General features: G+C 29.5%; 15 protein-coding genes. 9 read left to right on the forward strand and 6 right to left on the reverse strand.

What is annotated here, in order from left to right; translation table 11 throughout:
- From QZ286_RS04540 to QZ286_RS04575, 8 genes are all read left to right on the forward strand, one after another.
- On the forward strand, positions 1-465 hold the full coding sequence (locus QZ286_RS04540; RefSeq protein WP_291255788.1) for a hypothetical protein: 465 nt from the start codon (positions 1-3) through the stop codon (positions 463-465).
- A 10-nt stretch (positions 466-475) separates the two neighbouring features.
- Complete coding sequence (locus QZ286_RS04545; RefSeq protein ID WP_291255789.1) at positions 476-1795, forward strand: amidohydrolase; 1320 nt, start codon at positions 476-478, stop codon at positions 1793-1795.
- Positions 1796-1889: 94 nt separating this feature from the next.
- Positions 1890-3107 carry an ABC transporter substrate-binding protein gene (locus tag QZ286_RS04550; RefSeq protein ID WP_291255790.1) on the forward strand — a complete coding sequence of 406 codons (1218 nt, stop codon included), beginning with the start codon at positions 1890-1892 and terminating at the stop codon, positions 3105-3107.
- Between the two features lies 1 nt (position 3108).
- Positions 3109-3831 (forward strand): GTP-binding protein, encoded by a 723-nt coding sequence (locus tag QZ286_RS04555; protein ID WP_291255791.1) that lies wholly within the window; start codon positions 3109-3111, stop codon positions 3829-3831.
- Positions 3832-4033: 202 nt separating this feature from the next.
- Positions 4034-4840 (forward strand): ATP-binding cassette domain-containing protein, encoded by an 807-nt coding sequence (locus QZ286_RS04560; protein WP_291255820.1) that lies wholly within the window; start codon positions 4034-4036, stop codon positions 4838-4840.
- A 73-nt stretch (positions 4841-4913) separates the two neighbouring features.
- Positions 4914-8936, forward strand: a complete 4023-nt coding sequence (locus QZ286_RS04565) for an autotransporter outer membrane beta-barrel domain-containing protein (protein WP_291255792.1) — start codon at positions 4914-4916, stop codon at positions 8934-8936.
- A 586-nt stretch (positions 8937-9522) separates the two neighbouring features.
- Entirely contained in the window at positions 9523-10353 is an 831-nt protein-coding gene (locus QZ286_RS04570) for a Fic family protein (RefSeq protein ID WP_291255793.1), read from the forward strand.
- Between the two features lie 271 nt (positions 10354-10624).
- Positions 10625-10774 carry a hypothetical protein gene (locus QZ286_RS04575; protein WP_291255794.1) on the forward strand — a complete coding sequence of 50 codons (150 nt, stop codon included), beginning with the start codon at positions 10625-10627 and terminating at the stop codon, positions 10772-10774.
- Between the two features lie 194 nt (positions 10775-10968).
- On the opposite strand, the gene deoC is transcribed toward QZ286_RS04575, so the two are convergent.
- From deoC to udp, 6 genes are all read right to left on the reverse strand, one after another.
- Positions 10969-11637, reverse strand: coding sequence for a deoxyribose-phosphate aldolase (gene deoC / locus QZ286_RS04580; RefSeq protein WP_291255795.1), 669 nt, complete (start codon positions 11635-11637; stop codon positions 10969-10971).
- 15 nt (positions 11638-11652) lie between these two features.
- Entirely contained in the window at positions 11653-12843 is a 1191-nt protein-coding gene (locus QZ286_RS04585; protein WP_291255796.1) for a phosphopentomutase, read from the reverse strand.
- Positions 12844-12858: 15 nt separating this feature from the next.
- On the reverse strand, positions 12859-13569 hold the full coding sequence (gene deoD, locus QZ286_RS04590) for a purine-nucleoside phosphorylase (RefSeq protein WP_291255797.1): 711 nt from the start codon (positions 13567-13569) through the stop codon (positions 12859-12861).
- Between the two features lie 10 nt (positions 13570-13579).
- Entirely contained in the window at positions 13580-13996 is a 417-nt protein-coding gene (cdd, locus tag QZ286_RS04595; protein ID WP_291255798.1) for a cytidine deaminase, read from the reverse strand.
- A 66-nt stretch (positions 13997-14062) separates the two neighbouring features.
- Positions 14063-15265, reverse strand: coding sequence for a nucleoside transporter C-terminal domain-containing protein (locus QZ286_RS04600; RefSeq protein ID WP_291255799.1), 1203 nt, complete (start codon positions 15263-15265; stop codon positions 14063-14065).
- A 29-nt stretch (positions 15266-15294) separates the two neighbouring features.
- Complete coding sequence (gene udp / locus QZ286_RS04605; protein ID WP_291255800.1) at positions 15295-16077, reverse strand: uridine phosphorylase; 783 nt, start codon at positions 16075-16077, stop codon at positions 15295-15297.
- Between the two features lie 291 nt (positions 16078-16368).
- On the opposite strand from udp, the gene QZ286_RS04610 reads away from it, so the two are divergent.
- Positions 16369-17121, forward strand: a complete 753-nt coding sequence (locus QZ286_RS04610; RefSeq protein WP_291255801.1) for a MipA/OmpV family protein — start codon at positions 16369-16371, stop codon at positions 17119-17121.
- Positions 17122-17201 lie beyond the last annotated feature (80 nt).

Raw genomic sequence — 17201 nt, forward strand, 5'->3', positions numbered from 1 at the left:
ATGACAATAAATATGGAGAGAATGAAGAGAAATACTTTATTACTGATAATATCAGGAATATTAGTAATGATAACACAGAGAGTTGGTCTAGGAACTCCAATGATAGATACAGTACCTGGAATAATTTTAATAATATTGGTGGCTCTAGTTGCACTAGTAATAAGAGAGATGTTTCCAAAATCTGTATTTCCAGCTTTTGGTTGGGTTACAATTTTAGGATTTATTTTAAGTATGCCACAGAATCCAATGTCAGCAAAATTTATGGAGTATGTAGGAAAGGTTGACTTCATATCAATAACAACACCACTACTTACATTTGCAGGAATTTCTGTAGGAAATAAGATTGATGAGTTAAAGAGAATGTCTTGGAAGATAGTGTTAATTTCAGTAGTAGTATTTATAACAATATTCTTTGCTTGTGCATTGATAGCTCAAACAGTATTAAGAATAACAGGAGATATTTAAGGAGGTTAAGATGACAAAACAGGAATTGAAAGATAGAGTAATAAGAGCTATTGAAGAGAATAAAGATATAATAATCGAAGCAGGAAGAAAGATATATCACAATCCAGAGTTTGGATATAAGGAGTTTGAAACTACAAAAACAGTTAGAGAATTTTTTAAAAATGAATTAAATGTAGAAACTGAAGATAAGATAGCTTATACAGGGTGTAGAGCAAGAATAAATGAGGAGAAAGATGGAATAAAGATAGCTATTCTAGGAGAGTTAGATGGAATATCTTGTAAAGAGCACTGTGATTCCAACTCAATAGGAGCTTCTCATACTTGTGGGCACAATGTACAGATAGCTGGAATGCTAGGAGCAGCAGTTGGGCTTATAAAATCTGGAGTATATAAAGAGCTAGATGGAAAAATAGACTTTATGGCTACACCTGCTGAGGAGTTTATTGAATTAGCTTATAGAAGTGAATTGAAAAAAGAGGGGCATATAAAGTATTTTGGTGGAAAACAGGAGCTTATTAGAAGAGGAGCTTTTGATGATGTAGATATGTCTATGATGTTCCATGTTTTAGATACTGGAGATAGAAAAGTATTAACTGCACCTGAAAGCAATGGATTTATTGGAAAAGAGATAAAATTTATAGGGAAGGAAGCTCATGCTGGATCAGCTCCATATGAGGGAGTAAATGCTTTAAATGCCGCTATGTTAGCAATAAATAATGTTCATGCTCAGAGGGAAACATTTAAAGAGGCAGATAGAGTAAGATTTCACCCTATCATCACAAAAGGTGGAGATATTGTAAATGTTGTTCCTGCTGATGTAAGAATGGAATCATATGTTAGAGCAAGAACAATATCAAGTATGATTGATGCTAATAAAAAGGTAAATAGAGCTTTAATAGCAGGAGCTATGGCAGTAGGTGCAGAGATAGAGATAACAGAGTTACCAGGATATTTACCAATTTTAAAACATGATAATATGGAAAAAGTTTTGAGAGAGAACTTGGAATATATTGGATTGACTAGTGAAGATATAATTGAAGGGGGAGATTTCACAGGATCATTTGATTTTGGAGATGTATCTCATATTATGCCAACACTTCATCCTATGTTTGGCGGTGTAAAAGGAGCTCTTCATACAAGAGAGTATCAAATAGTAGATGAGGAGTATGCATATTTAGCACCAGCTAAGGCTATGGCATTGACTGTTGTAGATCTATTATTTAATAATGCAGAGAAAGGAAAAGAGATATTAGATAACTTTACTCCTGTGATGACAAAAGAGCAGTATTTAGAGTTTATGGAGTCAAATGATAAAATAATAAAAGCTTAATAAAAGTTGATTAAATCAGTAACATATGTTACTGATTTTTTTTATATTATATAGTATAATAAGCTTAAAATAAAAGGACAATCGGAGGATAATTATGAAATATATAGATGAAAATATGAGTGTATTAGAGATTTGTAAAAAATATCCAGAGAGTATAGATTTTTTTGAATTAAAGGGATTTAAAAACCTAAAAGATGAGAATATATTAAAAATAATGGGAAATTTAACTTTAAAAAGTGTACTTTTAACAAAGAAAATAGATGTAAAGATATTTGTAGAATTTTTAAATGAGTATATAGATAATAGTAGAAAAAATGTGGATATTACAATGGTGGAAAAAGAGATCACATCACAGGAGATAAGTGTTATGGGATTGTTACCTTGTCCTATAAGAATACCGCTATTAGAGGGATTTAATAAATTTTTAGAAGAGAATAGTGAATTAAAAGTAAAATATGAATTGAAAGCAGCTTCAGCAGGTTTAGATTGGTTAAAAGAGGATGTAATAAGAGCTAATCATCCAGAGAAATTAGCAGATATATTTATATCAGCAGGATTTGATCTATTTTTTGAGGATAAACTTATGGGAAAATTTAAAAAAGAGCATATATTTAAAGATATAACAGGGATAGAGAGATACAATAGAGATTTTCAAAATGACGAGATCTCTTTAAAAGATCCAGATGGAGATTACTCTATGTTAGGAGTTGTTCCAGCTATATTTTTAGTAAATAGAGATATGCTAGGAGATAGAGAGGTACCGAGATCTTGGAAAGATATATTAAAACCAGAGTTTAAAAAATCAGTAAGTTTACCAATATCTGATTTTGATCTTTTTAACTCAATCTTAGTAAATATTAATAAAAATTATGGAGAAGAGGGAATTGAAAAGTTAGGAAAAGCTTTGTTACAGAATTTACATCCAGCTCAAATGGTAAAGTCTGATAAATTAAAAGAGAATACACCAACAGTTACAATAATGCCTTACTTTTTTACAAAAATGATAAAAGAAGATGGTCCAATGATACCTATTTGGCCAGAAGATGGAGCTGTTATCTCACCAATATTTATGTTGACTAAGAAAGAAAAAGAGGAAAAAATAAAAAAAATAGTAAACTATCTAGCTGGAGAAGAGGTTGGAAAGATATTTTCTCATCAAGGATTATTTCCAACTGTAAATCCAAATGTTGATAATAGACTTGAAGATAAAAAGTTTATGTGGTGTGGTTGGGATTACATACACAATAACAATATTGGTGAAATTTTAGAAAAATGTAAGAGTATATTTTTTAAAGCGAGTGAGGAGGAGTAAGATGAACTTAATAACAGTTTCAGGTCCACCTTCATCAGGTAAAACCTCTCTTATTATCAAGACAATAGAGAGTTTGAAAAAGCGTGGAATAAAGATAGGAGTAGTCAAATTTGATTGTCTATATACAGATGATGATAAGCTGTATGAAAAAATAGGTGTTCCTGTAAAGAAGGGACTTTCAGGATCGTTATGTCCAGATCACTTTTTTGTAAGTAATATTGAAGAGGTTGTAAAATGGGGAGTAGAACAGAAGTTAGATCTTTTAATAACAGAGAGTGCAGGTCTATGTAATAGATGTTCACCATATATCAAAGATGTAAAAGCTATCTGTGTCATTGATAACCTAAGTGGAATTAATACACCTAAAAAAATTGGACCAATGTTGAAAAGTGCAGATATTGTTGTAATAACAAAGGGGGATATTGTTTCACAAGCAGAAAGAGAGGTATTTGCTATGAGGGTTATGAATGTAAATCCAAGAGCAATAATTATGCATGTAAATGCTTTAAATGGTCAGGGTGCTTATGAGTTTGGAAGTTTGATATATGATGAAAATGATAAAATTGAAAGCTTGAAAGGAAAGAGTTTAAGATTTTCTATGCCTTCTGCACTCTGTTCATACTGTTTAGGTGAGACTAGAATAGGAGAGGAACATCAGATGGGGAATGTAAGAAAGATAGATTTAAAAGATTCTGATTGTAGTGGTGATAGTTGTGGTAAATAGAGAGTTTTTATTGAGAAAACCTTTAAATGAAGTGATAGAAAAATACGCTTTTATTGAGGATTTTTTAAAAAATAATAGTATTGAATTTAAAAAAAATATGAGTATTGAAGAGATAATATTCTCATATGATGAGGATATTTTAGAAGAAAAGGGATTAAATAGAGAGAGCTTTGTAGAGAATTTGGTAGAATTTTCAGAGCAGATGATAGATATATTGGGGTTGGATAGTAGTGTCGTAGAAGAGATAACGATATTACCTGGAATCAATAAATTTGGAGAAGAGGAGAAGTTTGATAAGATAGTAATAAAAAAAGGTGAGATAGTTTCTATAGTTGGTCCAACAGGAAGTGGAAAGAGTAGATTTTTAGCAGATATAGAGTGGGGAGCTCAAAATGATACACCTACTAAAAGAACTATATTAGTAAATGGTGAGCCTTTAGATAAAAAGAGTAGGTTTTCATCAAGTAATAGTTTGGTAGCACAACTTTCTCAAAATATGAACTTTATAATGGATTTAAGTGTGTATGAGTTTTTAGAGATGCATGCTAAAAGTAGAATGGTTGAAAATATAGAGTTGATAGTTGAAAAAATATTTAAAAAAGCTAATGAGTTAGCTGGTGAGAAGTTTGAAATGAATACTCCTGTAACTAGCTTGAGTGGTGGACAATCAAGAGCATTGATGATTGCTGATACAGCTATTTTAAGCACTTCTCCAATAGTTTTGATAGATGAGATTGAAAATGCAGGGATAGATAGAGAGAAGGCATTGGAATTGTTGGTTGGAGAGGAAAAAATAGTGTTGATGGCTACACATGACCCATTATTAGCTTTGATGGGAGATAAAAGAATCATAATAAAAAATGGTGGGATATATAAAATAATGGAAGTATCAGAGGACGAAAAGGCTATTTTAGGGGATTTGAGTAAGTTAGATAGCATTGTTCAAAAGTTGAGATATCAGCTTAGAGCTGGAAATGAATTAAAATTTAAAATAAACGAGTTATTGTAAACTATATTTATTTGATTTTGTTTAAAAAATATGATATAATACCCTTTGTAAAAAATCAAAAAAGGGGAGATAAATGCTTAATAGGATTGAAAAATTATTAAAAAAATGTAACAAAAAGAAAACAAGGATAACTTTGGGATTAGTAATATCTTTTTTAATGTCAGCAAATCTATTTGCTGAAGGGAATGAAATCAAAAAATTAGAGGATTTCTCTGAGATAAAAGAAATATTTAAGGGTAATAAAAGAATAGAGAAAAAATTAGCAGATGGAACTAAAATTATAATAAGATTTGCAGATAGCAGAGTGATTGTTGCTCAAAATATAGGTGGTGTTGATAGAACATTTGGAATATCTTTAAAAAATTTAGAAAAATTAAAAGATAGTCAAGTAGTATATTCAAATTTGGTAGAAGCTTTAAAAACTTTAAAAGATTCTGAGGAAAATGTAAAAATAGAGAATATTTTTGGCGGAGAAAATAAAAAATTTGTTTTTGGTACACAATTAGTGCAACCAGATATGACAGGAATAAATAGTGGAGTTATTATTTCTTACGATCAAGCTCAAGTGATAAATGGTTTGGGAGTAAATAATGGGGTTCTTTATGGAAATTATGGTCAGACAATATCTCGTGATGATAAGATGACAAAAGAAAATAGTTCAAGTATAGGAATAAATAATGGTGTAATAGAAAGTAAAAAAGTTGGACAATATACTGAATTAGGTTTAGCAATAAATAATGGAATGATAGAAAGTAATGGAACGGGACAATATGCTAGTGAAAATAGTATAGGACTAAATAATAAAGATATAAATGCATATGTAGGACAGCGTTCAGACAGTAATTCTTTGATTATAAATAATGGGACTATAAAATCTGAAGCTAGAGGACAAGCAATTGCTGGAATAGGTATTAATCTAGGCAATATCACAACAAATACAAATACTGAATACATGGCTAGTTTAGGACAAGAAGTACAAAATTTTGGAGTAAACTATGGAACAGTTAATAGTGAAGATGGAATAGCTCAATATGTAGATAATAGTATGGGGGCTGTTGCAATAAATAATGGAGTTTTAAAAGGTAATGAAGGTCAAAGTATTCAGAATTTAGGAACAGTTATAAATAATGGAATAATAATAGCTGAAAGAGGACATGCAGCTAATAATGATGAACATTTTGGTGACTTTCAAAGAAATGGAATAGTTTTAAAAAGAGAAAACGGTAAATTAGTTTTAAATAATGGAAAGTTCATAGCTAATAATAATGAAAAATCATATAATGAAGGTATAAGAATTGTTAAGGATAAAATTACAGTAACTGATAAAGTTATAATTAAAAATAATAATGGAAATAAAATTTATGGAAGAAAATTATTTGTTAATAATCTAGGAACAGATACTAAAACTATGGATAATCATTTGATTATAGATACTAATTTAATAGAAAAAGGTTATTATGGCAGAGATTATAGAAATACTCATATTACAACAGCAGTAGCTAAAGATAGTACAATAACAACTCCAGTAATAGAAGTAGATCTGAAAAGTGGAGATAATACTTCATTTACAATGGATAAATCAACAATTGTTGGATATTTTGAAAAAGATGGAACACTTGTTGATATGATAAAAAATAAAAATGTAACTCTTAATAATAGTGTTATATCAGCAGTTGGAGAAGGAAATATAAATCCAGTAGCTATTAAAGTAAATAATGGAACAAAGATAGAACTTAATAATAGTGTTGTAAATGGTAAATTAGTATTTGAAAATTCTAATACTGAAAATAAAGAGAATACATTAAATTTAAATTCTAAATATAATGGTAAAGATAAAAAGGTTTATGAAGATGGGACACAATTTATGACAAGTGTTTCAGATGTAGAATTTAAAGGAAAAACAAATGATACTATTGTTGTAAAAACAGAAAATAATAGTCAATTAACTACAACTGATAAGAATACAAAAGGATTTATCTCTATTGGAGATATAAGTTTTGGTGAGGGAAATGATAATCTAAAGATAAACTTTGAAGATTATAAAACAGGTCATTTAAATGTAGCTGGAACTATTGATTTTGGTAGTGATGAGGATAAATTAGAGTTTTCTGAAAAATTAGATACAACAAATGATTCTTTAAGAAGTTTAGTCTTATTAAATAATCTTTTAGCACATACAAAAAATCTTGAAACTTTACAATTATCAAATGAGAATAATAGTGTTGTAGTAGGAGAGAATGGTATATCTCTTGAGTTTGCTGGAACATTAAAAGGTGGAACAGGAAATGATACATTTATTGTAAAGGGAAATAATTCAGCTATAAATAATATTGATGGTGGAGAAGGAGATAATACATTAAAACTTGGAAGAGTAGAAGCTACTGATAAGATAAATGAAAGTCAAACATACGACTCTAATTCATATGTTTCTATCAATGGAAATGTTTCAAATTTTTCTACTGTTGACATAAATACTAATATCAAACTTGGAGAGAAGGCTAGTTTTAGTGGTATAAAGGATAATATTCTAAATTTAAATAATAACTCTTTAATACTGGATATAAATAAAAACAATAAAGATAGTAGCGGAAATATTATTGGAAATGCTTTATATAATGATAAAAATAAAGATATTATATTTAAAGATATGAATAAAATAGTTTTTGATGTATCTGATTTTAATAAAAATGAAACTATTTTAACTAATAATTCAAGTATTAAAGATCATAAAGGTAAAATACAAGCAAACTCTTCAGTTCATGATATAGTTATCGGAGAAAATGGAAGTATAAAAGTAGAAGTAAGTGAAAACTTACCGAAACCACCAGTAGTAGAACCGGAAAAACCATCTGTTCCAGATAATACAACTCCAGAAGGTGGAACACAAAAACCATCTACTCCAGATAACAATATAAAACCAGATGAAAAACCACAAGCAGATTCAAATAAAGTGTATGAGCTTGTACCAAACTATAATTACCTAAATAAAGTTTATCAAAGTGTAAAATCAGCAGGTATAGATTCAATGCAAAAAACTACTCAATTAACTGAGGATTCAAAAGAAGGAATTGTAAGTAAAACAGAAAGAGAGTCAATTATGGCTCAATTAGAGTTTTATGGAAAAATATTTAATAGCACACCATATGCATACTCTCATAAAGTTTCTAAAAAATCAGCTATGGCTATAACAGATGATATTTTAGCTTCAGATAGAAAAGTAAATGAGAAAGAATGGATATTTGGTGGAAAAATATTAGGAGAAAATTCTGATAATAAGAATGAATTTAATGGAAAAAATCTTCATGGCGTAGATAGTGCTGATTCAGAGGTAAAAATAGATAGTCATATCTATGGAGCATATGCATATGGAGAGTATAGAATAAAAGAGAATACAGTTGTAGGATTTGCAGTTGGAGGAACTAAGAGTTCAACTGATATTTCAGGAAATTCAAAATTAAAGGGAAATAGTGCAGTGCTTTCAACTTACGCTAAAAGAGATATAGGAAATGTAGAGTTAAAAGCAGGATTAGGATATCAATATGGAGAATATGATAGTAAGAGAACTGTAAGCAATGCATATCAGAGTATGAGTGCAAATAAAGATTACAATGATAATACTTTTGTATTATTCAGTGGAGTAAAATATTCACATTCATTAGATAAAGATCTTCATATAGAACCATATTTTAATATTTCTTTATCACATGTAAAACAAGATAGTATAAAAGAAAAAGAGGATCAACCATTAACTCTTGATGTTAAAGGTAAAACTTTTACAGCAGTAGATACAGAAACAGGAGTAGATTTAGTTAAGGATATAAAATTATCAAAAGGAAATCTAAAAGTAAAAGCTGGAACTTCTATAATGTATGCTGTCGATGGTTATGAAAAAGAGTACATAACAGGAAAAATAAATGGAGCTTCAAGTGATTTCCAAATGGTAGCTACAGAAAGTGATAGAACAAAAATTAAATTTAAAGTGTCAGCTGAGTATGAGATGGAAAATGGAATTTCATATAGTGTTAGCGGAAATTATAGAGTTTCATCAAATGAAAAAGATTACACTGTTGGAATGGGTATAGGATATAAATTTTAATAGATTTTAAAATGCAAATTTATTATTTTTAAATTAATAAGTTAAAAGTAATGTTATAGATTGATGATTTTTTAGTCGTTGGTCTATAACATTTTTTAATATATAATAATGGATATTTTAAAAGAAGATGGAACTTTTAGAAAGTATTATAAGAATAGTAATCTTAAAGAAAAAGTGAAAATAGTTAATAATGAATATGATAGTGAAATTATTAATTATTTATATAGAAGAAATAGAATTATTGGCAGAATAGAATCATAAATATAAATAAGAAAGGCACATAACATTAAAAAGATTGAGATATACTTTATTATATAGTATAATATTGATAGCTGAAGATGTAAGAATGAAGGCACTTGAGAAAAAGCAAGAAATAATTTTTGAAGAGATAAATAAATAAAGAATAGAAAGCTCTCTAGAGATAACTAAATATAAAAAAGTAAAATTTAAAAAATTCGTATTTTAAGGAGGAACAGTGATGAATGAAAAGGATTTAGAAAAATTATCTCCTGAAGAACTAAAGAAAAAATATGGAATTATTGATGAAGGAGATATAGTTAGTTCAGAGGACTTAGAGGGATAATTGATGATAAAAAGTACTTATGATGTAGTTGAATATGAAAAAGATAAAAAAATAAAAAAAGAAAATTGGGAAATGGCAGTAGGTTTAAATGAAGTTGATGGATTGAAGCCTTCAAGCTATTTAAAAGAACTTATAAATGATTCAGTAGAAGGTAAATCAACTTATTTAGAAATTGAAACTAAATTACATAATTATTATAAATATCAAGACATTACTAAACAAGAAATTAGAGATAATAAAGAATGTGATATAGTATCTACAAGAATAGCAGAAATACTAGAAGATGGAAGTTTTACTTTTAGTCCAATTTATTTAAAAAGTATTCATAGAAGGCTTTTTGAAAATATATTTGAAGGAGAATTAGAAGGTTGGGCTGGAAAGTTTAGAGAGATAAATATAACTAAAAAAGAGCCAATATTAGATGGAGATACAGTAACTTATGCTAATCATTTTGATATTTTAGATTATTTAAAATATGATTTTGAAGAAGAAAAATCTAAAGATTATACTAAATTATCTCAAGAACAACAAGTTCAAAGAGTAGCAAAATTTACATCAGCTATTTGGCAAACACACCCATTTAGAGAAGGAAATACGAGAACAACAGCAGTATTTATAGAGAAATATCTTAGAACAAAAGGGTATAATGTCAATAATGAATTATTTAAAGAAAACTCTGTATATTTTAGAAATGCCTTAGTTTTATCAAATTATACCAATATTTCTAAAGGAATTAATAGTAATTATGAATACCTTTATTCATTCTTTAAGAAATTACTTATTTATAGAGAAATAAAACTAGAAAAAATGAATATTCCTCAAAAGAAAAAATAATAAAAAGAAGAAGAATTATAAGTGCAAGAGAAAGCTATATTAATTATAAATTAAATAATTGATATAGCTTTTTATATATAAATAAGGTATAAAGTTTATAAAAAATTTTTAAATTATTCTTTTATTTTCAAAGGATTGTAAAAGAAAATAGAGTTGATATGATACCAATAAAGTACTCACATATATTATCAACAAATATTAATTTTAAGAAAGTTGGTAATATATATCTAAAAAAGTTAAGATTAGTCCTAATCTAAAAGAATTTCTTGTTTTGAAATTTAAAGAATTAAATATCTCTTTATCACAATTTTGTAGAATTTACAATATTGAAAGAACTGCTATCATTAGATGGTCTATCAAATATGAACTCGGTGGTAAAGAAGCTCTCTTTGAAATTACTAGTAGAACTCTTACACTTTAATCTTCTGAAGAGATTGAGCAGGGATGAAGATGTTTTAAGATTTTTTGAAGAAATAACGTAAAATTTTTTACCGATAATGCAGCAGAACGAGAAGTGAAGAATGTAAACTATTTTTATTTTTTGTAAAACTCACAGCTAGGTAGTTACAATTCTAATGTAACAGAAAGGGAAGTGTCAATCACTTCCCTTTTGTATTAATACATATTTTCAGCATTTTCACCTTTTATAAGTTTAACAATTCTACTAGTACCAAGTCTATCAGCACCTAATTCAATAAATTTAGCTGCATCATCAAGAGATGAGATTCCACCAGCTGCTTTTATTTTAACATCTTTTCCAACGTGTTTTTTCATAAGGATTACATCATCAAAAGTAGCTCCACCAGTAGAGAAACCAGTAGAAGTTTTAATATATTCAGCTCCTGATTCAGTAACTATTTCACACATTTTTATTTTTTCTTCTTCAGTTAAAAGGCAAGTTTCAATGATAACTTTAAGAATTTTTCCATTACAAGCTTTGTGAATAGCTTTTATTTCATTTAAAATAGCATCATATTTTTTATCTTTAAGATCACCAATATTGATAACCATATCTATCTCATCAGCACCATTTTTAATAGCATCTTCAGTTTCAAATACTTTAACAGAAGTTGTAGAGTAACCAGTAGGGAATCCTATAACAGTACAAATAGGTAATTTATCTCCTACATATTCTTTACAAGCTTTAACGTAAGAAGCTGGAATACATGCAGATGCAACATTATATTTAATTCCATCATCAAGGATCTGTTTAATATCAGCCCAAGTAGCAGTTTGAGTTAAAAGAGTATGATCAACAGTACTTAACATTTTATTTCTATCCATAATAAAACCTCACTTTTAATTAAATTTATCTAAAACAGAGTGTCCAATTGTATTTTCAGGCATTTGAACATCAAAGTTATCTGCAATAGTAGCACCTATTACAGCAAAAGTATCAAATTCTCCCAAACTTCCATTTCCTTTAAAAGATGGAGAGTAAACAATAAATGGAACTTGCTCTCTTGTATGGTCAGTTCCTGTATATGTAGGATCATTTCCATGGTCAGCAGTAAGAATTAAAAGATCATCCTCTTTTAATTTAGAAAGTAGTACTCCTAAATTTCTATCAAATTTTTCTAACTCTTCAGCATAACCTTGAGGATTTCTTCTATGTCCCCATAAAGCATCAAAATCAACTAAATTAACGAAACAAAGCCCTGTAAAATCTTTATCAGCTAATTCAATAGTTTGCTCCATTCCATGGACAGAGCTTTTAGATTTGTGAGACTCAGTCACTCCTTCACCATCAAAGATATCATTGATTTTTCCAACAGAGATAACATCTAAATTAGCATTTTTTAGAGCATTAAGAGCAGTTTGTCCATAAGGCTTTAAAGCATAGTCATGTCTGTTACTTGTTCTCTTAAACTCACCCTTTTTTTCACCAATATATGGTCTAGCTATGATTCTACCAACTTTCCATTCATCTTTCATAGTAAGTTCTCTAGCTATTTCACAATATTTGTATAAATTTTCAAGTCCCATATGCTCCTCATGTCCACAGATTTGTAAAACAGAGTCAGCACTAGTATAGACAATCATGTCACCAGTAGCGATTTCATGCTCTCCATACTCATCAAGAATTTCAGTACCACTAGCAGATTTATTACCTACAACTTTACGTCCACATCTTTTTTCAAGCTCAGAAATCAATTCTTTTGGGAAACCAGTATCAGTAAAAGTTTGGAATGGTTTTTCAATATGAAGTCCCATCATTTCCCAGTGTCCTGTCATGGTATCCTTTCCAACACTAGCTTCGTTAAGAGCTGCAAAATATCCCAATGGGTTTTCTACAGTTGTAACATGTTGGATAGGGTGTAAGTTAGCAATTCCTAATTTTTGTAAGTTTGGAATATTAAGGCTAGGAACAGATTTAGCAATATGTCCAAGAGTGTCTACATCAATATCTCCGTATTTAACAGAATCACCCATAGCACCAATTCCAAGTGAATCTAAAACTATAGTAAAAATTCTTTTGTATTTTTTCATAGTTGTTCTCCTTTATTAGTCAACAAATGTTTCTAAAGCAATTTCCATCATTTTAGTAAATGCAGTTTGTCTCTCCTCTGGAGTTGTAACTTTGTGTGATGTAAATGAGTCAGATATAGTTAAAAGACAAGCAGCCTTTTTACCTAATACTTTTGCATTGTGGAATAGAGCGAAACTTTCCATCTCAACACAAGTACATCCGTGCTTAGCAAAGTGTTCTTTATAGCTGTCTACATTTGGTTCAGTATAGAAAACATCACTTGAGTGAATTTTTTCAACATGTAAAGGAATACCTAATTTTTCAGCAGTTTTAATGATTTTTTCATTTAACTCTTTATCAGGATAAGTAGTGTCACTTTCATATCCATTTTGTGTATGTGCGAATGTAGATTGGCTCCAAGCAGAGTCAGCTAAAACAACATCATAAACATCTAATTTATCAACATAAGCTCCAGCAGAACCAACACGTACAATATTTTCTACTCCATAAACATTGAAAAGCTCGTAAGAGTAAATTCCTATTGAAGGCATTCCCATTCCAGAAGCCATAACAGTTATGTCTTTTCCCTTGTATTTTCCTGTATAAGCAAGTGTATTTCTTACAGAGTTAACTAATTTTATATCCTCTAAGAAAGTTTCAGCTATAAATTTAGCTCTTAAAGGGTCTCCTGGCATCAATACATTTTTTGCTATTTCTCCGATTTTTGCGTTATTATGTGGTGTCATATAATTCCTCCTATTTTAAATCATCACTAGTAAAAGAAAATGGTAAAAGTTCAGCAATAGTAGTTACCATAGCTTGTGAATTTGTATTAGCAATAACTACAGGTGTGTCTCTATTTAAAAGTTCAACCATAACTTGTCTACAAGCTCCACAAGGACTACCTAAAGTGTTACCTCCAGTGACTAGAGCCATAGATACAATGTCTTCTTGTCTATATCCTAAAGAATATACATGGAATAGAGCACTTCTTTCAGCACAGTTAGTTAATCCATAAGAAGCATTTTCAACATTTGCTCCAACATGGTATTTACCATCTTTAGTTTTAACACAAGCTCCAACATGATAGTTTGAGTATGGAGCATAGGCTTTTTCCATAACTTCAAAAGCTTTATCTAATATATCTTTGTATTCAGTAAATATTTTTTCCATATTATACTCCCTTATGTAAATTGAGGTTGAAAAATCAACCTCAATTTCAACATTAATTTTTTAATTTTATATAATTGTAATAAATCCAACAATCATAGCACTTAAAAGACTTACAGTAAATCCACCTATCATAGCTTTAAAAGCAAGTCTAGCTAGTACGTTTCTCTTCTCTGGACAAAGAATAGAGATACCAGAGATACAGATACCCATACTAGAAATATTAGCAAAACCAGCCATAGCAACTGTTAACATAAGTCCAGTTCTGTAATCTAAGCTAGCAATACGTTGTCCTAAGCTTTGGAAAGCTACGAACTCGTTAAGTACTAATTTAAATCCAAGTAACTCACCAGCATAGAAAATATTGTCTCCTTCTAATCCCATAAAGAATCCAAATGGAGAGAATAGATAAGAGAAGATCTTTTCTAAACTAAATCCAAAATGTCCTAGTACACCGTTTAAAAGTGAAACTATTGAGATGAAAGCAACTAATGAAGCTGCAATAGCAATAACAGCTTGGATACCATTAACTGCTCCTTCAGTAACAGCAGAGATTATATTCTCATGGTGTCCTTTTCTATCCATACTTACATCTTCAATAACTTTAGCATGCTCAGTCTCAGGTAAAAGAATTTTTGAAATAGCAATACTTCCAAAAGGAACTAAAGCTGATGCAGTTAAAAGGTATTCCATTGGAATTCCAAGAGCAGTATAACCACCTATTATAGTAGCTGACATACTTCCCATTCCAGAAACAAGTACAACCATTATCTCACTTTGAGTCATATTACCTAAGTATTTACTAACAAGTATTGGACTTTCAGTTTGACCTAAGAACATATTAGCAACAGCAACAAAGCTTTCTACTTGAGTAGTTCCTAGAATTTTTCCAACTACTTTTCCTATAATTTTAACGATAAATCCTAAAATTCCAAGGTAAAAAAGTGCAGCAACAAATGCAGAAAGGAAAATGATATTTCCAAGAGCACCTATGATAAAGATAAATCCAGTAGCTTGACTTGGGTCAGCAAGACTACCAAAAACAAATGATAACCCACTAAATCCATAACTTAGGATCTGAGTAACAACATCAGATACCTTTAGTACAGCAGTTCTACCTAATGGGAATTTAACTAAAACTAAAGCGATAATAAACTGAACTATAATAGCTTTAACAACTATTGATAATTTAACCTCTTTTTTGTGAGATGATAGTAGATACATTAATCCTAGAACTAATAGTATACCAACTAAAATAATAATTCCTTTCATGAATCCTCCAATATAAAATATAATAGTAACTATAAAACTCCTGCTTCTTTATCTTGTTTGATTAGATTACGAATCGCTTGTATAGTAATTTCAATAGCAGATTCTGTATCGTGTATTACTGGATTTTCTAATCCTAATTTTTCTCTCTCTTGGTTAGCTACTACTAAGAAAGATGAACCAACACGAACTCTTAAGTAATCTCCAACTACGAAAAGAGCAGCCGACTCCATTTCAGAAGCTTTACATCCAAGACGTACCCAAGCATTCCATTTATTGATTAATTCATAATCAACAGGTTTAGTTTCAGGTTCGTGTTGTCCATAAAAAGCGTCCTTACACTGAACAATTCCAACATGATATTTTTTGTTTAAGTCTTTAGCAGCTTGAACTAAAGCATTTGTTATATCTAAATTTGCAACAGCTGGGAATTCGATAGGTGCATACTCTTTACTTGTTCCTTCCATACGGATAGCCCCAGTAGCAATAACTAAATCTCCACCCATTATGTCAGTTTGCATTCCACCACAAGTTCCAACTCTTAAGAAAGTGTCAGCACCAGATTTAACTAATTCTTCTAAAGCGATAGAAGCAGATGGACCACCTATACCAGTAGAAGTAACACTAACTTTAACTCCGTCTAAATAACCAGTATATGTAACATATTCTCTGCTATCAGCAACTAGTACTGCATTATCAAAATGTTTAGCTATTTTAGCACAACGTTTTGGATCTCCAGGTAAAATAACATATTTACCAACATCACCTTTTCTTAATCCAATGTGGTATTGTAAACCTTCTTCTGCATATTTCATAAATAAAACCTCCTAAACAAATTTTTATGATGTCTATCAAGTTGTATAATTTATAACTAAAATATATCATATCTATATGAAAGTGTCAATTATTAAATTAAATTTTAAATAGAAAGATGTCTAAGAAAAGAAACCTTTGATTGGAAATAAATTAAAATGAATAATAGCAATAAAAAATATATAAATGTTTATTTTTTTAAAAAAATATGGTAAAATTAGTTGGGATATTAGGATATTGAAACATAAATTTAAAAATAAAATGTATGAAAATATTTATTAGGAGGAATTTTTATGAATAAAAAATTGGCTATGTTAGGAGCTTTATTTATTTTAGGACAGAGTGCATTAGCAGGAAATATTGGAATAGGGTATGGAGTGACAACTCCACTTTATCATAATGATAAAAATGATTATGTATTACCAATAGTTGATTTAGAATATGACAAGTTTTTCATAAAGGGTGGAAGTACATATGGACTATCATTAGGTTACAAATTAATAGAAGAGGATAATTATGTATTATCACTATATGGAATGCCTTTTGGTGGATATGAAGTAAAAAATAGTGATATGAAATCTGGATATAAAGGAATTGACGATAGAGACACTCATGTAATGGGAGGAGCTGAACTAGTATACTATCCAGGAATATATAGCTTAGAGACATCAGTATCTGCTGAGTATGGAGAAGAGGGAGGACATTTTACATTTAGAATAAATAGACCTTACCAAATTTCATCTAAATTGACAGTAATCCCTTCAATAAACTATGTATATTATGATTCTAACTTCGTAGATTACTATTTTGGTGTTGACTCAAGAGAGGTAGGAAGACCTGGTGGTGAGAAGATAAATAGTACATTTAGTGGAGAGGGAGCACATAGATTTGGAGCTGGAATTTTAGGAAACTATAAAGTAAATGATGCTATCTCTATAATGGGATTCACAGGTGTTGCTAAAGTTTCTGGAGAGATTGCTAATTCACCAATAGTGGATAATGATGTTATCTATATCTTAGGAACAGGTGTAATGTACACATTCTAATTAAATAAAACTCAAAAGCTGTTATAAGGAGAACTTTATAACAGCTTTTTTAAAAAAGTTTTTGTATCGATAAAAATTAT

The sequence above is a fragment of the Fusobacterium sp. genome (genome assembly GCF_019012925.1).
Taxonomy (GTDB): domain Bacteria; phylum Fusobacteriota; class Fusobacteriia; order Fusobacteriales; family Fusobacteriaceae; genus Fusobacterium_A.

What these genes read in the sequence shown, in the direction of transcription:
- QZ286_RS04540 (WP_291255788.1), top strand. Translation starts at nt 1, where the DNA reads ATGACAATAAATATGGAGAGAATGAAGAGAAATACTTTATTACTGATA.
- cdd (WP_291255798.1), bottom strand. Translation starts at nt 13,996, where the DNA reads ATGGAAAAAATATTTACTGAATACAAAGATATATTAGATAAAGCTTTT.
- deoD (WP_291255797.1), bottom strand. Translation starts at nt 13,569, where the DNA reads ATGACACCACATAATAACGCAAAAATCGGAGAAATAGCAAAAAATGTA.
- QZ286_RS04565 (WP_291255792.1), top strand. Translation starts at nt 4,914, where the DNA reads ATGCTTAATAGGATTGAAAAATTATTAAAAAAATGTAACAAAAAGAAA.
- deoC (WP_291255795.1), bottom strand. Translation starts at nt 11,637, where the DNA reads ATGGATAGAAATAAAATGTTAAGTACTGTTGATCATACTCTTTTAACT.
- QZ286_RS04570 (WP_291255793.1), top strand. Translation starts at nt 9,523, where the DNA reads ATGATAAAAAGTACTTATGATGTAGTTGAATATGAAAAAGATAAAAAA.
- QZ286_RS04600 (WP_291255799.1), bottom strand. Translation starts at nt 15,265, where the DNA reads ATGAAAGGAATTATTATTTTAGTTGGTATACTATTAGTTCTAGGATTA.
- udp (WP_291255800.1), bottom strand. Translation starts at nt 16,077, where the DNA reads ATGAAATATGCAGAAGAAGGTTTACAATACCACATTGGATTAAGAAAA.
- QZ286_RS04550 (WP_291255790.1), top strand. Translation starts at nt 1,890, where the DNA reads ATGAAATATATAGATGAAAATATGAGTGTATTAGAGATTTGTAAAAAA.
- QZ286_RS04555 (WP_291255791.1), top strand. Translation starts at nt 3,109, where the DNA reads ATGAACTTAATAACAGTTTCAGGTCCACCTTCATCAGGTAAAACCTCT.
- QZ286_RS04585 (WP_291255796.1), bottom strand. Translation starts at nt 12,843, where the DNA reads ATGAAAAAATACAAAAGAATTTTTACTATAGTTTTAGATTCACTTGGA.
- QZ286_RS04610 (WP_291255801.1), top strand. Translation starts at nt 16,369, where the DNA reads ATGAATAAAAAATTGGCTATGTTAGGAGCTTTATTTATTTTAGGACAG.
- QZ286_RS04560 (WP_291255820.1), top strand. Translation starts at nt 4,034, where the DNA reads ATGATAGATATATTGGGGTTGGATAGTAGTGTCGTAGAAGAGATAACG.
- QZ286_RS04545 (WP_291255789.1), top strand. Translation starts at nt 476, where the DNA reads ATGACAAAACAGGAATTGAAAGATAGAGTAATAAGAGCTATTGAAGAG.